The organism is Vibrio sp. 10N (genome assembly GCF_036245475.1).
Classification (GTDB): Bacteria; Pseudomonadota; Gammaproteobacteria; order Enterobacterales; family Vibrionaceae; genus Vibrio.
Genome location: NZ_BTPM01000002.1, coordinates 122,946 through 140,703, shown reverse-complemented (window position 1 = coordinate 140,703; position 17,758 = coordinate 122,946). Strand labels below are relative to the sequence as shown.

General features: G+C 45.5%; 14 protein-coding genes and 1 riboswitch. Of the genes, 8 read left to right on the top strand and 6 right to left on the bottom strand.

Annotated features, from left to right (window positions below; genetic code table 11):
* Nucleotides 1-129: 129 nt before the first annotated feature.
* Nucleotides 130-1,971, top strand: a complete 1,842-nt coding sequence (locus AAA946_RS16940) for a DUF3413 domain-containing protein (RefSeq protein ID WP_338165972.1) — start codon at nt 130-132, stop codon at nt 1,969-1,971.
* Nucleotides 1,972-2,049: 78 nt separating this feature from the next.
* Here the strand turns inward: AAA946_RS16940 and AAA946_RS16935 are convergent, their stop codons facing one another.
* Both AAA946_RS16935 and AAA946_RS16930 read right to left on the bottom strand, forming a co-directional pair.
* Nucleotides 2,050-3,402, bottom strand: coding sequence for an alpha-amylase family protein (locus tag AAA946_RS16935; RefSeq protein ID WP_338165971.1), 1,353 nt, complete (start codon nt 3,400-3,402; stop codon nt 2,050-2,052).
* A gap of 351 nt (nt 3,403-3,753) precedes the next feature.
* Nucleotides 3,754-4,110: a YibL family ribosome-associated protein gene (locus AAA946_RS16930; RefSeq protein ID WP_112463060.1), complete on the bottom strand. Its 357-nt coding sequence runs from the start codon at nt 4,108-4,110 to the stop codon at nt 3,754-3,756.
* A gap of 245 nt (nt 4,111-4,355) precedes the next feature.
* Nucleotides 4,356-4,453: riboswitch (purine riboswitch) on the top strand.
* Nucleotides 4,454-4,595: 142 nt separating this feature from the next.
* Between AAA946_RS16930 and AAA946_RS16925 the strand changes: the two genes are divergently transcribed.
* From AAA946_RS16925 to guaD, 3 genes are all read left to right on the top strand, one after another.
* On the top strand, nt 4,596-5,816 hold the full coding sequence (locus AAA946_RS16925) for a NupC/NupG family nucleoside CNT transporter (protein WP_338165970.1): 1,221 nt from the start codon (nt 4,596-4,598) through the stop codon (nt 5,814-5,816).
* 11 nt (nt 5,817-5,827) lie between these two features.
* Complete coding sequence (deoD, locus tag AAA946_RS16920; RefSeq protein WP_112463061.1) at nt 5,828-6,538, top strand: purine-nucleoside phosphorylase; 711 nt, start codon at nt 5,828-5,830, stop codon at nt 6,536-6,538.
* A 102-nt stretch (nt 6,539-6,640) separates the two neighbouring features.
* A complete protein-coding gene (guaD, locus tag AAA946_RS16915) occupies nt 6,641-7,987 on the top strand; it encodes a guanine deaminase (protein WP_338165969.1) in 1,347 nt (448 codons plus the stop codon).
* A 72-nt stretch (nt 7,988-8,059) separates the two neighbouring features.
* On the opposite strand, the gene AAA946_RS16910 is transcribed toward guaD, so the two are convergent.
* Nucleotides 8,060-8,194, bottom strand: a complete 135-nt coding sequence (locus AAA946_RS16910) for a hypothetical protein (RefSeq protein ID WP_338165968.1) — start codon at nt 8,192-8,194, stop codon at nt 8,060-8,062.
* 167 nt (nt 8,195-8,361) lie between these two features.
* On the opposite strand from AAA946_RS16910, the gene AAA946_RS16905 reads away from it, so the two are divergent.
* Nucleotides 8,362-9,555, top strand: a complete 1,194-nt coding sequence (locus AAA946_RS16905; protein WP_338165967.1) for a helix-turn-helix transcriptional regulator — start codon at nt 8,362-8,364, stop codon at nt 9,553-9,555.
* Nucleotides 9,556-9,690: 135 nt separating this feature from the next.
* Nucleotides 9,691-13,392 (top strand): hypothetical protein, encoded by a 3,702-nt coding sequence (locus tag AAA946_RS16900; RefSeq protein WP_338165966.1) that lies wholly within the window; start codon nt 9,691-9,693, stop codon nt 13,390-13,392.
* Nucleotides 13,393-13,493: 101 nt separating this feature from the next.
* Here AAA946_RS16900 and ppiC read toward each other — a convergent pair whose 3' ends face one another.
* A complete protein-coding gene (gene ppiC, locus AAA946_RS16895) occupies nt 13,494-13,772 on the bottom strand; it encodes a peptidylprolyl isomerase PpiC (RefSeq protein WP_004737764.1) in 279 nt (92 codons plus the stop codon).
* Nucleotides 13,773-13,950: 178 nt separating this feature from the next.
* Here ppiC and AAA946_RS16890 point away from each other — a divergent pair, with 178 nt between their 5' ends.
* Nucleotides 13,951-14,856: a chemotaxis protein gene (locus AAA946_RS16890; protein ID WP_338165965.1), complete on the top strand. Its 906-nt coding sequence runs from the start codon at nt 13,951-13,953 to the stop codon at nt 14,854-14,856.
* A 70-nt stretch (nt 14,857-14,926) separates the two neighbouring features.
* Here the strand turns inward: AAA946_RS16890 and AAA946_RS16885 are convergent, their stop codons facing one another.
* Nucleotides 14,927-15,571: a lipid-binding SYLF domain-containing protein gene (locus AAA946_RS16885; protein WP_338165964.1), complete on the bottom strand. Its 645-nt coding sequence runs from the start codon at nt 15,569-15,571 to the stop codon at nt 14,927-14,929.
* Between the two features lie 165 nt (nt 15,572-15,736).
* On the opposite strand from AAA946_RS16885, the gene mtgA reads away from it, so the two are divergent.
* Complete coding sequence (mtgA, locus tag AAA946_RS16880) at nt 15,737-16,414, top strand: monofunctional biosynthetic peptidoglycan transglycosylase (protein WP_338165963.1); 678 nt, start codon at nt 15,737-15,739, stop codon at nt 16,412-16,414.
* Between the two features lie 64 nt (nt 16,415-16,478).
* Here mtgA and AAA946_RS16875 read toward each other — a convergent pair whose 3' ends face one another.
* Entirely contained in the window at nt 16,479-17,690 is a 1,212-nt protein-coding gene (locus tag AAA946_RS16875; protein ID WP_338165962.1) for a multidrug effflux MFS transporter, read from the bottom strand.
* Between the last annotated feature and the right edge of the window lie 68 nt (nt 17,691-17,758).

Here is a 17,758-nt window from a genome sequence, read left to right as displayed (position 1 = left end):
TCATCAATAATTTGTAACATTCTACATCCCTCTGACCTGCAAAAGTTTCAATCTCCTTCTAGCTCACGTACAATATGCGGCCTTGTCGACGTGCGACAGAATTAGATTTTACATTTTGGTCTATTGAACATGCTTACGTTTTTAAAATCAAAGCTGAGTCCTTACTACGAGTTTTGGATTCTCAATGCATTGCTTGCGACGCTCATTGGCGCGCGTTATTTTCTCTATTTCCCTGACCTGCCCTTCGATGGACTTCAGTTCTCGTTTGCCGTAACCAGTTTATTCAGCCACATGGCGCTGCTTGCGTTGGTATTCTGGCTTGTTGGTTTGATTGTTTGCTTCCTGCCTCTCAAGCTAAAACGCCCAATACTGGCTCTTATCGCAACCATTGCCCTGGGCTTTTTGTTCGTCGACACCATGGTGTTTGGCTTCTACCGCTTCCACCTGAACTACCCAGTTCTCTCCATGGTGATGTCAGGACAGATTGTTGAATTCCCTTGGTCTGCCTGGTTAATGCTGGTTGTTGGCCTTGGCGCTGTATTTGCGTTGCAATGGTGGGCACTGAGCAAAATGGAGCTTCGCAGCTTCACATTGACCAAAAAACTTCGCAAAGTATTTTTCCCACTGTTTATTGCCACAACATTGGCAAGCCACGGTATCCATATTTGGGCTGCGGCGAAAACTTATCAGCCAGTGATGTTTGTGAACCAGTACCTTCCTTTATTCTACCCAACTATTGCGAACTCACTCCTAATGGAGAAGGGTTGGCTAGACCGAGAAGAGCTTGAGCGAAACCAAGCAAAAGCGCCGAAAGTACAAGGTGGTCTAAACTACCCGGTTAATCCAATCGCAGGTGAGGCACCATCGCAGCCAAAGAACATCATGTTGATTCTGATCGATTCTTGGCGCCCAGATACCGTGACACAAGAGTACATGCCAACCGTTTACGACTTATCCAACGAGGGGTTGTCATTCGATAAACACTACTCATCGGGTAACGCAACTCGAATGGGGACATTTGGCCTATTCTACGGCTTGCCTGGTCCATATTGGCACCCAATGCTGGCGAACCAACGTCCAACACTGTTGATGGATCGATTGCAAGAACTCAACTACGAGATTGGTGTGTTTACATCGGCACACATCGAGTCTCCAGAATTCAACCGTACTATCTTCGCCAACATCCCGAATCTGCGTATTCGTGGTAAGAGCAAAGGCAACGCTGCGGAACGTGATATCGAACTGGTTGATGATTGGATGACTTGGTATGACGTCAATAAGTCAAAACCAACTTTCTCATTTTTGTTCTTTGATGCGCCGCATGGGTTTATTTTCCCAGCGGATTATGAGCCGAAGTTTGAGCCGATGTCTGGCCCAAACAACCCATTCGTACGCAGTAACGACTCCGATCCTGAGCCTATCTTCAACCGCTACCGCACAAGTACTCACTTTGTTGATAGCAAAATCAAAGAAGTAGTTGCCAAGTTAAAAGCGGAAGGCACCTATGACGATACACTGATCGTGATTACTGGTGACCACGGTGAAGAGCTCAATGATAACGGCCAAAACTTCTGGGGCCACAACGGCAACTTCACCGAAGCTCAAATCAAAGTACCATTTATTATGATTGGTGCAGGCGTCGATAAAGAAGCCAACCAGTGGCCACAAGATAAGCTGACTACGCACTATGACTTTGTGCCGACCATCATGAAAAATTACCTAGGTGTGACTAACGATATCGAGGATTATGCGGTTGGTGAAGATCTCTACGGCGAGTTTGTTGATCGTCCTTACACCATCGTTGCAGACTATGGTGACTACGCTGTAGTCTCAAAAGACAAGATCTTCTCGCTCAAAGGTAACGGACTGTACGAAGTGAAAGATGGTACTAACCGTCTATTACCGAAGCAAGAAATTGACCATGAGCGTATGCATTACGCCATTGAGCTACTTACTCGCTACACGGAATAGTAGATAGCCACAACGAAAAAGCCCTCGCAATATAGCGAGGGCTTTTTGTATCCGTTCGGTATATTGAAAGCCATCAACTTAAACCGACACTAGTACCTCAGCGCTCATCGGCTCAATATGCAGTGCACCGCCCGCTTCAACCACAGCATCAGAAAAGATCGAACTCAATGCATTAGTTTGATTTAAAGCGACCACCTTACTGCGTGATGACTTGTTGATCACCACGACACCTTTATCACCTCGGCTAAATGCCAGCAGATCTTCATTCGCCTCAATGATCTCAGCTGTCGCTTCATGCACGGTGTGGTAGAAATGAATCAACTTCGCAAGCTTAGGATCTTTCCATCCATCCACCCACCTTGGTAGACCCTGCTTACCGGTAATACCACTTGGATCGAGGTCACTGTATATGAGTGGCACACCTTCACCACGAGTAAGAATGTAGACATATGCCAGCCACTCATCCTGCTCTTCCATAACCATGTCACTAAATACATCGTTGTTTGGAATATCATGAGTTGTCACAAAGGTAATTGAGCGCTCATGAGTCAGGGCTTGGCCGAAGCAATAAGGATCAATCAATGAGGTTAAGCTCCCCTCTTTGGATGAGAAGGCTTCAAAAATGGTTTTGAACAGCGGAAAGTCGTACGCCGCCAATCTTGTCTCTTCAAGGTACGGCTGAAGGAACAGTTCGTACTCTTCCTCAGTTGCACCACCATCAGTAATGATCTCTCCGAACACATGCATGCCTTCGGTGATCTCATCGGTAAACACCTTTTTGATGTGCTCAAGAGTTAGGTGCTTTGCCGCATCAATGCGATAGCCACGCACGCCAAGATCTTTCATCGCCAATAAATACGCCTGTTGCTGAGCAATCACATGTTCGCTGGTACGCAGCGTTGGTAGCCCAGGATCTTCAGGCCCACCGGTCAAACGGCCATTTTGCACTTCCCAGCGATCCTTCCAGTTCTCGATGCCAAAGGCTTCAACAAAATCCTCTTCGGTAAACAGCGGCTCACTTAAGTCACCAAACAGTTTCTGCTGTTCAAAATAGCTAGAGTGCTCTTGATAACAACTCATGTCCGATTGGCTTGGATACTGGAGATCAAGACGCAAGCTCGATTCATTCGCCATATGGTTGAACACCACGTCAATATAAACCCAAATATCGAGCTCATTGAGTGTTGTCATCATCGCCTTAAAGTCTTCGGTATTACCTAACTTATTGTCGATAACACGGTAATCTTGAGGTTGATAAAGCTGCCACCACAAGACTTCCTTATCACCACGGTAGGATTTCATTGGCGGTGACACAAGCACTGTCTTATACCCAGAGGCTTTGATTTCTTGAGCACGCTCAGTGACTAAAGCATAGGGCCAATCAAACGCATGTAGCATCACGTTACTCTGACTGGTGTTTGTACTAGACATTAGAATCGCCTTTATTGTTCGAATTACGTTACTAAACAAAATTATAGTGATTGAAAAAAGTGAGGACGTCATCCTCCACTGGGTTTCTGTTGGGTTAGGCAGTAGGCGTAGATGAAAATTAACAGGTAAAATCTGCTCAAAGGAAGAGGCTTTCAATGTATGACATTGATTTTAAAGGCATTAAAACGAAACAATTTGCAACAAACATGATACCTTGCTTCAGTGGCTTAATCGTGAAGCCGTGAGCAGTATCACAACGCTCCTCACTACTATCTACAGTGATATCAATGATTCAGCTATAAAAAAGGCGCACGCTATCCACGTACGCCCTTTGGGTAAATCAATCCATCATTAGAATGGCTTTGGCGCGTAACCCGTCATTACCTTTAACTTCAGCTCTTTGCCGATTTTCGTCATTGGGTGAACAACAACCAAGCCTTTCACAGACTTTTTCAACTTACCCATATCCGCCTGCTCTGCTTTGGTGATTTCACGAGAGAAAGGCATGTCCAGCAAACTCTTACGCTCTTTGTTCATGTCGTAGCTTTGCTTGTGCTTTAGTTGAGCCAGTTTCTTGGTCATCTTGTCAATTTCATCGGTAAAACGCGAAATCATTTCATTGTCACCACGAGCTTTAGCTCCATTTAGCTTGTGCTTGCACTTATCTAGGCGGTTATTCAGTTTCTGGAGTTCTTGTTTCGAGCTCATGGCATGGACCTTTTTATGGTGAATGATGGGGACAAACGCTGGATATTCAGAGTCTAACTTATCCGCAGCCAATCTGCATAACTGACATCAGCGCGCACGATCCCGTATCTTGGTCGCGCATCATAAAGTTTACGATTCAAGAATGCCAGAGTTGAACGCAGAAATTTCTCAAACCGGTGAAATAGTAAAAAGCAAACGGTTGCAATCGCAAAAACCTTTCTATAGAATCCGCTCACCCCAAATTGGGGACTTACTGTCAGGCATTTTGTATAAGCTTCAAATATGGTGAAGCGTTTCTACAGAGCACCAATAATGCTCCGCTATAAAATGACTCGAATCCACATCTGTTCTTATGCCAAATAAGTCTGATCAGTGAGTGTTATTTATACACACGCACTTAATACTTGAGACAAGTGCGATCACTTAGATTTATTACTACCTATTTAATACGGACATTGCTAGGTAACACATGAAAGAGCTGTATCATGTCACTACTTATGAGCATTGTCGGAATCATCGCACTGCTATCCGTTGGTTTTCTTTTCTCTGAAAACCGCCAAGCCATCAATAAACGTACTGTCCTACTTGCCCTTACTGCACAAATTGGTTTTGGTGCCTTCGTTATGTTTGTCCCGCTTGGTGAGCAAATTTTGCAAGGCATGTCGAATGGCGTTAATCACGTTATTTCCTACGCTAATGAAGGTCTAGCATTCGCTTTTGGTGGCTTAGGTAAGTTCGAAATGGGCTTCATTTTCGTTATCAACGTACTTTGTGTCATCATCTTTATTTCGGCACTTATTTCTGCACTGTACTACCTCAACATCATGCAAACGCTGATCAACGTCATTGGTGGGGTACTAACCAAACTACTAGGAACGTCAAAAGCGGAATCACTTAGCGCAACCGCCAACATCTTTGTTGGTCCTATTGAAGCGCCATCTATGATTCGCCCACTGGTTAAAAATATGACTCGCTCGGAGCTGTTCGCAGTCATGACTGGCGGTCTCGCGAGTGTCGCTGGTGGTACTATGATTGGCTATATCAGCTTAGGTGTGGATCCAAAGTACATTATTACCGCATGTTTTATGACAGCGCCCGCTGGCCTGCTGTTTGCGAAGCTGCTATGTCCACAAACCGAGGACGTGACTACTGACAAAGCCATCAAAGTTGACGACAAAGACGCTCCAAAATCGCTACTCGATGCGATTACAGAAGGCTCTCTAGTTGGTATGCACCAAGCAGCAACCGTAACCGCACTCGTCATCTCTTTTGTTGCGCTAGTCGCGTTACTTAACGGCATTATTTCTGGTCTTGGTGGGCTAGCGGGCTTCGAGAACGCAAGCCTTGAACTGATTATCGGTTATATCCTGTCACCGCTTACATTCCTAATGGGGGTGCCGTGGAGCGAAGCGGTTACCGCGGGTGCTCTTATTGGTAAAAAGATTGCCGTAAACGAATTTGTTGCTTACATGAGCTTTGTTGAAGTCAGCGAAACCTTGTCAGCAAAGACTCAAGCTATCATTGCCTTTAGCCTGTGCGGCTTTGCCAACATTGGCTCGCTCGCCATGGTGATTGGCGGAATTGGCGCTATGAACCCAGAGCGTCGTCCTCTGCTTGTTGAAATTGGCCCACGTGTACTATTTGGTGCCATTCTAGCGAACTTAATGTCAGGCACTATCGCTGGCCTGCTTATCACTCTGTCTTAAGGAAAAACTCCATGCCTACTCCACATATTAATGCGAACAAAGGTGACTTTGCAGAAACGATTCTAATGCCAGGTGACCCACTTCGCGCTAAGTTGATTGCTGAAACTTACCTAGAAAATCCACGTTTGGTGAGCGATGTTCGCAACGTGTACGGCTATACCGGTACTTACCAAGGTAAAGAGATTTCTGTTATGGCTCACGGTATGGGTGGCCCTTCTGCGACGATCTACTTTCATGAGTTAATGACTGAATTCGGCGTTAAGAACTTCATTCGAATCGGCAGCTGTGGTGCCATTCATGACGATGTAAAACTGAAAGACGTTATCGTCGCAATGGGAGCATCGACGGACTCTAAAATCAACCGCATTCGTTTCCGTGATCACGACTACGCCGCGCTCGCTGACTTCAACATGCTGCAAAACTGTGTTTCCGTGCTAAGCGAAACCGACATGAGCTACCGCGTGGGTCAGGTGTTCTCTTCTGATCTGTTCTATCGTCCAGATTTTGATATGTACGAGCTTATGGCTAAGTACGGTGTACTGGGGGTAGAAATGGAAGTGAACGCGCTTTACTCATGTGCCGCTGAAAATGGCTGTAAAGCGATTGCAATGTGCACTGTGACCGACCACATCACCAAAGGTGAGCACCTCACCGCGGATGAACGTCGCACAGAACTGCACGAAATGATTAACGTGGCGCTAAAAACTGCGTTAACTCTTTAATCATAACCAAGCCCAGCATACGGCTGGGCTTTTTAATAGCTTGCTTCTAAAAAGTCACTAATTAGATAGTCGAACTTTAGCCATATGTTTTTAGGAACTGAGATGTCAAATCAAGCCTTTGTTGCCAATCTATATCATGCCCCAGAGAAAGGATCATTCGACTATATCCAGCAGGCGTGTATTGAAGTGGATGATTTGGGAGTGATTACCCAAGTACTGTCACCTACTCACCCAAACTACGCAACGCTAGTCGAACAACACGAAAATACAAGTAGTCTAACGCGCCTTGCCGACCATCAATATTTGCTACCGGGCCTTGTTGATCTTCATACTCATGCACCGCAGTGGCCTCAAGCAGGCAAAGGACTGGATCTTCCGCTGCATGATTGGCTAAACCAGTACACTTTTCCTCTAGAGAGACGCTACAGCGACCTCACATTTGCCGCTCGAATTTACCCTGAGTTAGTAGACACACTGCTTGCGCATGGCACCACTACCGCCATGTACTTTGCCACCATTGATAGTGCGCCATCAGAATACCTAGCGAGCGTGTGTAAAGAGAAAGTACAACGCGCGCTGGTCGGCAAAATCTCTATGGATGAAAAGTCGATGTGTCCGGATTACTACGTTGAGTCATCAACGCAGCAGGCGCTCTCTGACGCAGAAGCTTTCATCCAGAATGTGAATGAAATAGATGCACAGCAAGGTCTGGTTTTTCCCGTAGTCACACCCCGCTTTGTACCGACATCAACCAAAGCACTACTAGAGGGTTTGGGCAAACTGGTTTCCCAATATCAGTGCCACGTGCAAACTCATGCCTCAGAAAGCGATTGGGCTCGAGATTTCACAGAGCAGACCTATCAAAAAACGGATGTAGAGTTGTACAACGAAACCGGACTGCTGACGCGTAAAACGGTGCTCGCCCATTCAATCTTTCTCAGTGAAAGTGATAAAGAAACCATCAAAACAGTTGGCGCTGGCATTGCTCACTGCCCTCTCTCCAACATGTACTTTGCCGACGCAGCATTTCCACTAAGAGAAGCAATCGATAAAGACCTTCATGTCGGTCTAGGCTCCGATTTATCCGGTGGACCACTGCCTTCTATCTTTCACGCAGCATTAGATGCAGTGAGTCATTCTCGCGTGCGCGAAGCAGGCACGAATACCCATATCATGGAACAGCGCGGCGAAGCGAACACGCGCGTGTCATTTGTGGAAGCATTCTGGCTTGCGACTCATGGTGGTGGCCTGACGCTTGATTTACCAGTTGGCGTATTCAAGCCTGGGTACTGCTTCGACGCACTTGTGGTTGATAGCAACACCCAAGGTAGCCAAGTTCGCGTTTATGATGATCTCGATAGCGAGCAAGACATCTTAGAGAAAATCATCGTACATACCACCGAGCCTGCGATTTCGTCGGTTTGGGTCAATGGCCGAAAGGTTAAGTAAGCTTATACGCCACACTCAGTAATAGAAATAGCCCGCGCTGACTGCGCAGGCTACGGTGTCCTTGGAGTTAAATTAATTCACCTCAGTGAGCTCCCCCACTTGGTAGTGATTCATCGCGTCAGCATCGGGCAACAAGCCTGTGGCAACCAAAATACCTCGGTTTGTCGCCTCTTGACTGACAATAACACCGCATCCCAAGTTAGACATCGTGTGCCCCCCCCTTCCCGAACTACATGTAGATTTTACAGCCGTAAAGACATAACAATTATATTTTTACTCAGATAGATAGCTGCACATCAACTAGACAAATCGCTTATTGATACTATCCTCAAAACTATATTAATTATAATTTATAAAATGGCATCAAATACGATATGAATACTCCGTTAGTTGTTCGTTTTCCAATTGAGAACGCTTTACAAAACCTGCCTATACCAATAGAACAATATAATAGTCTATTGGAATTACTTTATCGGTGCGTAAACTCTGACAATGGCTTTCAGGATTTCGTCGACACTATGGTGCAATGCTTTGACTTATCAGATATAGCTATATACTCAACCAGTAAGTCTACATTAAGCATCGACTCTGCTTGGATGTCCGGTCATTCCACGCAAGCACTGCTCGAATATATTAAGAACAAGTACTTCACCAACGATTACGTATTAGACTTTATGCAAACGAATCCACCGGAAAAGTTCTATTCATTATTACGAGATATTGGTCGTGCCGAAATGACGCATCCTCATCAGGTTCAATCATCTGCTGAGCAATGGTTTGATAGACACAAGTTTATTGATGTTTGCTGCGCAGTTGTTCTTGATAATGAACACCACATTGTATGTATCGCAGCTCACAGAAAGGCAGGACAAGGGCGTTTTTATCAACACGAACTAGACCTGCTTGATTTATTAGTTCCTCACATAAAACAAGCTTACAGCGCTTACCACACGAATCGAAATAGAACAGAAAGCAACACACAATATCACTATGTCGAACACTCCCCTCTTCCAACCCTGTTGCTCGGTTGTAACAACGAGGTATTGGCGTATAACGCCGCTCTGTGCTCTTATATCGACAACGAAGATCTGATGGAAATTAATCACCATAAATTTCAATTCAAGAACCAAGAACAACAGCAACAGTTTAAGATGCACGGCTTCGTTGTGACACAAAACCAAACGAATCGCCCCCTCCCTATGTCTTGTCTAACCATAAACAAAAGTGACGGTTCAAAGCTGCACTGTGTTTTCTCACCACTTTCCCTTCAAAAAGGTGCGCAACAGTGCTTAGTTTACTTCGTTGATACTTCACTAAAACCTCAACTAAACACTGTTCTGATTAAGTCTCTTTACCAACTCAGTGATATGGAAATTCGCATCTGCGAAGGAATAATTCTTGGTTTAACCCGCGTACAAATTGCGCAGCAACTTCACCGCTCCCATTACACCATCAAAGATCATATACAAAAAATCTTCAGCAAATTTGATGTTAGCAAACAGTCAGAATTAATTGTGATGATTATCACAATTAATTCTATTTCCTCACCCCTAAAAGGGGGGAGTTAAATTCAAGCAATTGCAGCCCCACCTCATCTCAACTTTATTCACTTTAGGCCGAACGATAGAAGGCCAAACACAATTGTACGTAAAGATACATAGCAATTGGAATTGCATCTAATAAAAATGGACATGAGGCTTAATATGAGACTAGTGAAAAGTGCACTGGCGATGTCAATCGTATCCGTGCTTACTGCTTGTGGTGGCGGTAGCGATACCTCTACAGATAATGGTTCGGCTAACAGTGAACGGAACGTAACCGCAATTGATGGATATTTACATGGTGCATTTGTTTGGTTAGACGTAGTAGAAAATGGTGAGTTCGATAGCAATGAACCCAGTGGCACCACTGGTGCTGGTGGTGTTGTCAGTCTTGACATTAGCGGCATTGATAACCCAGATAATTATCCAGTCATAGCCGAAGTTCGAGCCGGCACTGTCGATCTGGGAGCTAACCCGAATACCACGCGTGAAGAGGCCATTGCCAACGATCCTAACAGTATTGTCGACAGTCCCTATGTGATGACCGCGCCACCTGGAGAAACAATAATTACGCCTTTGACAACACTCGTTCATCTAAAACTCGAAGAGTTAAAACGAAGTTCCAGCAATGAAGAAGCGACAATAGAAGCTGCAACCCAACAAGTCGTTGAAGATATGGGCCTGCCGGAAGGCACTGTGCTTCTGGGTGACTTTATTTCTACTGGCGAAAACAAACTCGCCAACCTTGCTCAACTCATCGTGAAGAGTGAAACCCTGCCAAGCAACCGAGACGAGCTTAAACAAAATACCGCTGGCGACAGCACAAGCGTAAACAGCGACCTCAACAAGCTAAAAAGTGCCTTGGGTAGCGCTTTGACCGAAGAAGACACTGATCTTAGTGACATCGAAATCGTGAAAGATGGCGACGACTTTCGAACACTAACCAATGAAGAAAAAGACGCAGATATTGACGACGATGGTGTTCCAGATATCCTCGACGACTTTGACGATAGTGTGAACAAGATAAATGATGCCTACCCAGAGGGTTATAAGTTTTCAACACGTGATAGCGATGGTGATGGTATCGGCGATAATATGGATGACGATATTGATGGAGATACTTACAACAACGATGTCGATACCTATCCACTGGATTCATCTGAATGGCTAGACTCTGACAACGATGGCATCGGAAACAATGCTGACCCTGATGACGATAATGACGATACATTAGATGTGGACGACGCTTTCCCATTCGATAGTACAGAATCTGTTGATACCGATAACGATGGTATCGGTAACAATGCTGACCCTGATGACGACAATGACACTACATTAGACGAAGACGACGCTTTCCCACTCGACAGCACTGAGTCTATAGACACCGACGAAGATGGCATCGGTAACAATTCTGATCCTGACGACGATAATGATGGCGTCCTAGATGACGAAGACTTCGCGCCTCTTGATGACAGCATCGGTACCGCGGGCTCTGTTGTGATCTCAGCATTTTTTGACAGAAACAATACCGTCTATGAGTTATGGGGAGACCTCGACTTTGACGACCCTGAGATGGAGCGCTCAATTTTCGAGCTTTCTGAGGCTGAAGGGGTTTGGTCAGCTGAGTATCGCGACGCGGAAACCCTTTCATTTGACGAAGAAGGTGCTGCGAGTTGGGATGATATAGATCTCAATGACATCTGGCTGTCTGATTCTGGCTGGGTCAAAACCGAAGCCAATTTTAAGCTTGATTATGACGGCCGATCTTGGACCGGTACCATTTCTGATAACGAAAGCACCTTCGCCAACTTTACACTTTCAGGTACGCCAGTCGATCTAGAAGGTGAAGTGATTAGCGATTACATTAATTACTGGCCATTCGTAAACAAAAGTTCACAGTACTCACAAGGTGCCGAAGCGCTAAGTCTAGTCGCCTACACTACAGAGGACTTTTACCAGCTTTATGACGCTGTGGAATCAACCAATAATGTCGCCATCGCGAACCTTGACTCGGTGTCAACCTCTAGCCAATCTGAACTCACTGCTGGAATGGCGACTGACCTCAATGGTATATTCATTGCCGACAACATCGCAGTACAACTAGTCGATGGTAATGAAGGAGCCAGCGTCGAGCAAACTGTCTATTTCTACACACTCACTGATTCAGACGAGTTTGCGATTATGCAGACGGTAGCTGAAGAACCAATAACTACGACATGGACAGAGAGTAGTATTAACTCTGTAGACCTTGTGTCGTTTACCTTACCTGATAGCATCATAGACGCCATTGGCGACGATGCTTTACCTTCCAACACTGTCATTTTTTCCGAGTTTACCGCTCAAGGAGAGGATACCCAAGTCTATCAAGGCAGCTTAGTCAGCCATACTGAAGAAAGCCCTGCCAAGATAACAACGTTGACACTTTTCAACGACACTGCACTGACAGAATATCAAACCGCATTAAGAAGCCAGTATGTCTGTTACGCTGGTGATACATGGGATGAAAGCGGATCTGCAACAGCGACGGAGTCTGACTTTGTCGACGCTATTTCTGCTTGTGGCGGCAAACTCGAACTCACCAACAGCATGTTTGAAGGCAACAGCTACTTACGCACTCGCGGTGACGGTGTAAGCACTAGAGAATACTATTTTGCGCCAGATGGACAAGCGACTGTTGTCAAAGATGGTGACGTGACTGACAACTACTCCGTAACATGGAGTATTGCTGACGATATTCTCACCATTAACTACGAAGATGGCGGCACATGGCAGTGGGCGCTTATCGATACGATAGATGACCAGTATGCCTTTACCACCTATGACGAATGGACCGAAGATAATCAAGCAATGTCTGAAGTTTGGTCAGAGGACTTTACGTTAACCAGAGACAACGAATTTTGTAGAGTAGACGATGACTCTATTAACAGCGTTGCAGCACTTGAATCTGAGCTATCGGCATATTATGACTGTCAAGGCGTGAGTTCCCCACAACTTCAAACTAGTGATTTGACATTACCTGAGCAAGCTTTTGCGTGGCATGATGATAACGGCCATTACAGCACATTATTTAGCTTTAGAGGCGACATGACCGGCTACGAAGTCCATAACGGCATTAGCTATGGAGATTTCGATTGGTCAATCAGCGACAATGACAATGTGATTGAACTCGGCTGGGATGGAGTAACCGAAGCTCACTTTGGGGTCTCAGATATCGATGAGTCTGGTATGTATGTGGTTGAGTTCTGGGAGGGTGATGATGAGGCTTGGTCATACAAGCTCAGTACCATTGGTACAGATATCTATAACTGCGACAGGGCATCAAGTCGAGATGAGTTTGATGATGACGCTGGCGCCCCTGCGACCACTTCAAGCTATACCGACTACCTAATGGCCGTTTCGAACTGTATCGACGAACAAAACTTTAGCAGTATCATGTATATGCCCCGCATTGCCGACGATCTTATTGAAGACAGTGAAGTCGTGGTCATGACACGCGTTGATGATGATATGAGCGATCCAGAAACCATCATTTTTGATGTCGATGATGTGAACGGACAATCCGGTGATGCTAAGCTGATCATTCCTGCTTCAGGCAATGATCCAGAGATGACCTTTTCGGGCAATTGGGTTCTCATCGAAGATGATAATGGTGTGGGTTACCGAACTACCTTCAGTAACGGCAGCGTTACGGCGCAGTTTATTTTCTATATTGTCGATGTCGGTGGCAATAAGTTTGTTCTCAAGTCATTTGAGCAAGTGACGGCTTGGACCACCGCTAACACTATAGGTACCAACTACGATGGGTTTATGTCTAATTGGACTGTAGAGTTTACCCTTGATACAAAAGCTAATTACTTTAATTAACTTCTGCTAACTCACGAATGGAAGGCACTTATCTTGGATAGGTGCCTTTTTAGTCAGATCCGTTTCACAAAGTGCTCATCGTGACACAACGGCACTACAACCTATGTTCTATATAGTACCTTCACCACATGCCAGCCAAACTTAGTCTTCACCAAATGTGGTACTAGCGTTTCGCCTGAAAAGCAGACTTTATCAAATTGAGGTACCATTTGGCCCTTACGGAACTCACCTAAGTCACCGCCTTTTTTGCCTGATGGGCAGGTGGAGTACTTTTTCGCAAGTGTTTGGAACTTAGCACCTTTCTTCAGCTGTTTGATGATATCTTCAGCTTGCTCTTTGTGTTTAACCAAAATGTGAAGTGCTGCCGCAGTTCTCGCCATGGGTTGCCTCGATCTTTATTCGACTATGGGATGATAAGTGGCGCTGAGTGTAATTCAAAATGAGATTCAAATCACGTTTACTTTTCACGCAACTAAAGTTTTTCGAGCGACTGCCGCATTAACATTTGCTAGGAAAGTTTATAAAATCAATCTATTGGCGAATAGAGAAAGCAATATAATGAAAGCAACCATCAGTAAGGCAAATCAATCACAGGGCATGTTGTTGTTTACACTCAACATGCAAAAGCAACGTTTTGCCATCGGCACACTTAAGGTACGAGAGATCGTTCCTTTCATGCCGACGACGCAGATCCCTTACTCACACCAACACGTGGTCGGTACGGTGAGTATTCGCGGCCTAACTGTACCCGTTATTGATATGGCTGCGGCTATAGGCTTTCGTCCTATTGCGCCAGAAGAGTACAACAGCACCTACCTAGTCGTTACAGACTGCCTGCGCACTGTCGTAGCCTTTATGGTGAGAGAGATAGACAAAATCATCGAGTGTGATTGGAAGTCGATTGAGCCTGCACCAGAGAGCAGCGGCAAAAATGTGTTTGTCACTGGCGTAACGCGTTTTAATGACCAAATCGTCCAATTGCTCGATGTCGAGTTGTTGCTATCGAAAATTTATCCGCAATACGCTGATACCAAAATTCCTATGCTCACCGATGTGCAGAGGGAGCGAATTAAAGCACTCAATATCTTGTTGGTAGATGACTCTTCTATTGCACGCAAGCAGCTCGGCGATGCACTTAACCAAATTAATATTCCGTTCGATATTTGCAAAGACGGCAACAGCGCACTCGCTTTTATGCGCAACAAAGCCGAGCAAAACGATGCCATCGACATTCTCGTGAGTGATATTGAAATGCCAGGATTAGACGGCTACGAATTGGCATTTGAAGTACAAAATGACCCAAGCTTAGGGCATGCCTATCGCATACTGCACACGTCGTTATCTAGCGAAATGTGTACCGAACGTGCCCATCAAGTGGGGGCTCATGAAGCATTAGTGAAATTTAACGCGGGCGAGCTTATTGAAGCGATGTTGCGCGGTGCTGAGCAGCTTACCGCCCACTAACTCCCTTTACTTTTTAATACTAATGCCGCGCTCCCATCACAGGAGGGCGGCATCAGTAAGCAAGGTTTAACTAGTTAGCATCATAATTGTTGTTTGGGGCAAACGAGAAGCCCTGACCGCCAATCGATGCTTCATACATTAGACCGCCCTTGGTCATAGTAAACACCGCCATTCCATTGATGTAAGTCGCCTGGCTTTGCTTGTCCCCCGCTTGTGCTCCAGCACCAGTAGAACCCGCTTGCGCACTCGCGCCTAGTGTCAGAGCTACAGCAGAAGCTTGCGCACCAAATTCAAAGCTGCCGCTGGTGAATGCGTAGTAATCCGCCTTGCTCTCAAAGAAAATAATTTCGCTGTAAGCCTGAGCCCCAAGTTGCAATCCAATACTTAGCTGCGCCAATGTTGAATCGCCCACATGCATGCCTTGCTTGTAGACTTGCCCCTCACCATAGGAACCGCCAATACCAAAGCCACCCTTGCCGACTGTCGGGAATACCGCGTAGCCGTATGCGTTCTCAAAAAACGGTAAGGTTGCTGGGGCTTGTTTGAACTTATTGAGTGTCGCCTCATATTTACTACTTGATTCACTACTCTCAGAGCTGGCTTCTGTATTTGTCTCTTGTGCTTTTGCGTCTGAGTTCGTTTCTTCGGCTGCAAATGCGCTAGGGGAAAGTGCCAAACAGGCAGCAAGAAAATAGGGCGTGGCCTTTACTAACATTTTATTTTCCTTGTTTAAGGTCGATATTGCGTCAAAGCTAAACTGAATTTTTAGACGACATGCCTTACGGTTAGTTCAACTCAGCACCACAAATTGACATCACTCTTTTGCACCCAACAAGAATCAGCTCTACACTAACCAATAGCCTAGGAAATTCATAACATAATGAAAACTATGATAAAGAAGCTATTCATCAATATCACCTGCATTCTGCTTGGCGTACCGCTGCTATTGGTGATCTTCTTTAAGTTCATCAACCCGCCTATTTGGGGATGGAAGATTGCCCGAACTCTGTCACCACCAGAGGATTACCCAGCACAAGTCCATCAAACATGGGTGCCACTAGAGAACATCTCACCAAATATGCCTAAAGCGGTGATAGCATCCGAAGATCAACGTTTTCCCGATCACAACGGGATCGATGTTGTTGCACTGTGGAGTGTCATTTCAAACAGCGGCGCTGCTGGTCCGAGTCGTGGCGCAAGCACCATTACCCAACAAACGGCCAAGAACGTATTCCTATTTCCGAGTCAAACGTATATCCGAAAGGCCTATGAACTGTATATCGCCCTATTGTTGGAAGTGATTTGGGGCAAACAGCGTATTATGGAGGTCTACCTCAATGTCATTGAGTTCGGCCCCGGGATCTATGGTGTTGAGGCCGCTAGTCAGGAGTTTTTCAAAGTACCATCGTCTCAATTGACCGCGATTCAAGCAGCACAGCTTGCAGTTGTCCTGCCAAACCCTTATCGAATTCGCCCTACTCCGATGTCTGATTACGTGAACAGGCGAACACACTGGGTAGTAACACAAATGAACAACTTAGGGCCGCTTACGCTTTAATGTTTAAATAACTGACTTGAGCAGGACCAATAAAGCTTTGTGGCATAAAAACTCAGTGGAAAAGCTAGTTGTCTATCGGTGCAACGCTGCGTCCAAAACGTCGAACCTGGCTCATCAATAATACGACTGCCATTAACAACGCAGACATAACATAGAAGCGTCCCAATGCCACTTGATTGGTAACCCAATACTCCACTAAAAATCCACCAAACACGCCTGCGATTACCATTTGTATCGACCCTGAAAGCGCCGAAACCGAACCTGCTTGAGTCTTATGTGGCCCGAGTAATAGAGCAATAGAGATTGGAAACGACAGTCCTTGAGCAATCGTAAGCACAGTGAATGCGAGCAGTAGATTGAACACTGTCATCTCTACCATTAGCAGCCAAAGCCCTGCCACTGCTGACAATACAATCGCTAAAAATAAGATCCAGCTGTTTGAAAAATAACGGTTCAATATATTGAGCGAGACACTTCCCATCATCAAGCCGGCTGATGGGATGATCATAATCGATCCATATTCTGCTGCAGTCAGCCCCAGTTCGTGCTGCATTAAAAACGGAAACAGGCTAAGCGATACCACGGCAGTAAGGTAGCTGATCCAGTTATAGCTCGCACTTCCAATGACTTGAGGGTTTACAATCAATTTGGCGTACGTCTGCATGACCTGTTTTGGTTTAAAGGCACGAGGCGCATAAGGCAAGGTTTCTGGCAGGATAAACCAGCCCAAAGTAAAGATTGCCACCAAGTACACCAACACAAAGAAAAATACCGCTTCCCAGTCCAAATGAAATGCAATCCAACCGCCAAACACTGGGGCAATAATCGGCATCACTGACGCCGTTACCGAGATGTAAGACAAAGCTTTGGTGAGCTGCTTGCCGTCATAACTATCACGCAACACACTCCGCCCAAGCACCGAAGCACTTCCTGCACCTAAGCCTTGCAATAGCCTGCCAAATTCAAGCACAGCAAAGTGATCACTAAATACGATACACAGCAAGGTACCCAGCAAGTAAACACCTTGCCCCAAAATGAAGACTGGGCGTCGACCGATAGCATCTGACAAAGGCCCATAGAAGAGTTGTGACAGACCAAACCCGACCAAAAACAAGGTCACGAGCATTTGAACGTCGGCATGACCAACCGCAAGTGACTCACTAATTAGAGGCAGTGAAGGCAGGTAAATACTTACGCCAACTTGACCCGTTGCGATGATCATCATCGCGAGCAACATTGGCGTTTTGTTGAATGATTTTGGCTTTGTTTTATTCATACACACATTCTATATTGCGTATGAATCATTGATAATACACCATAAAGGAAACAGAATACGTCCTGTTA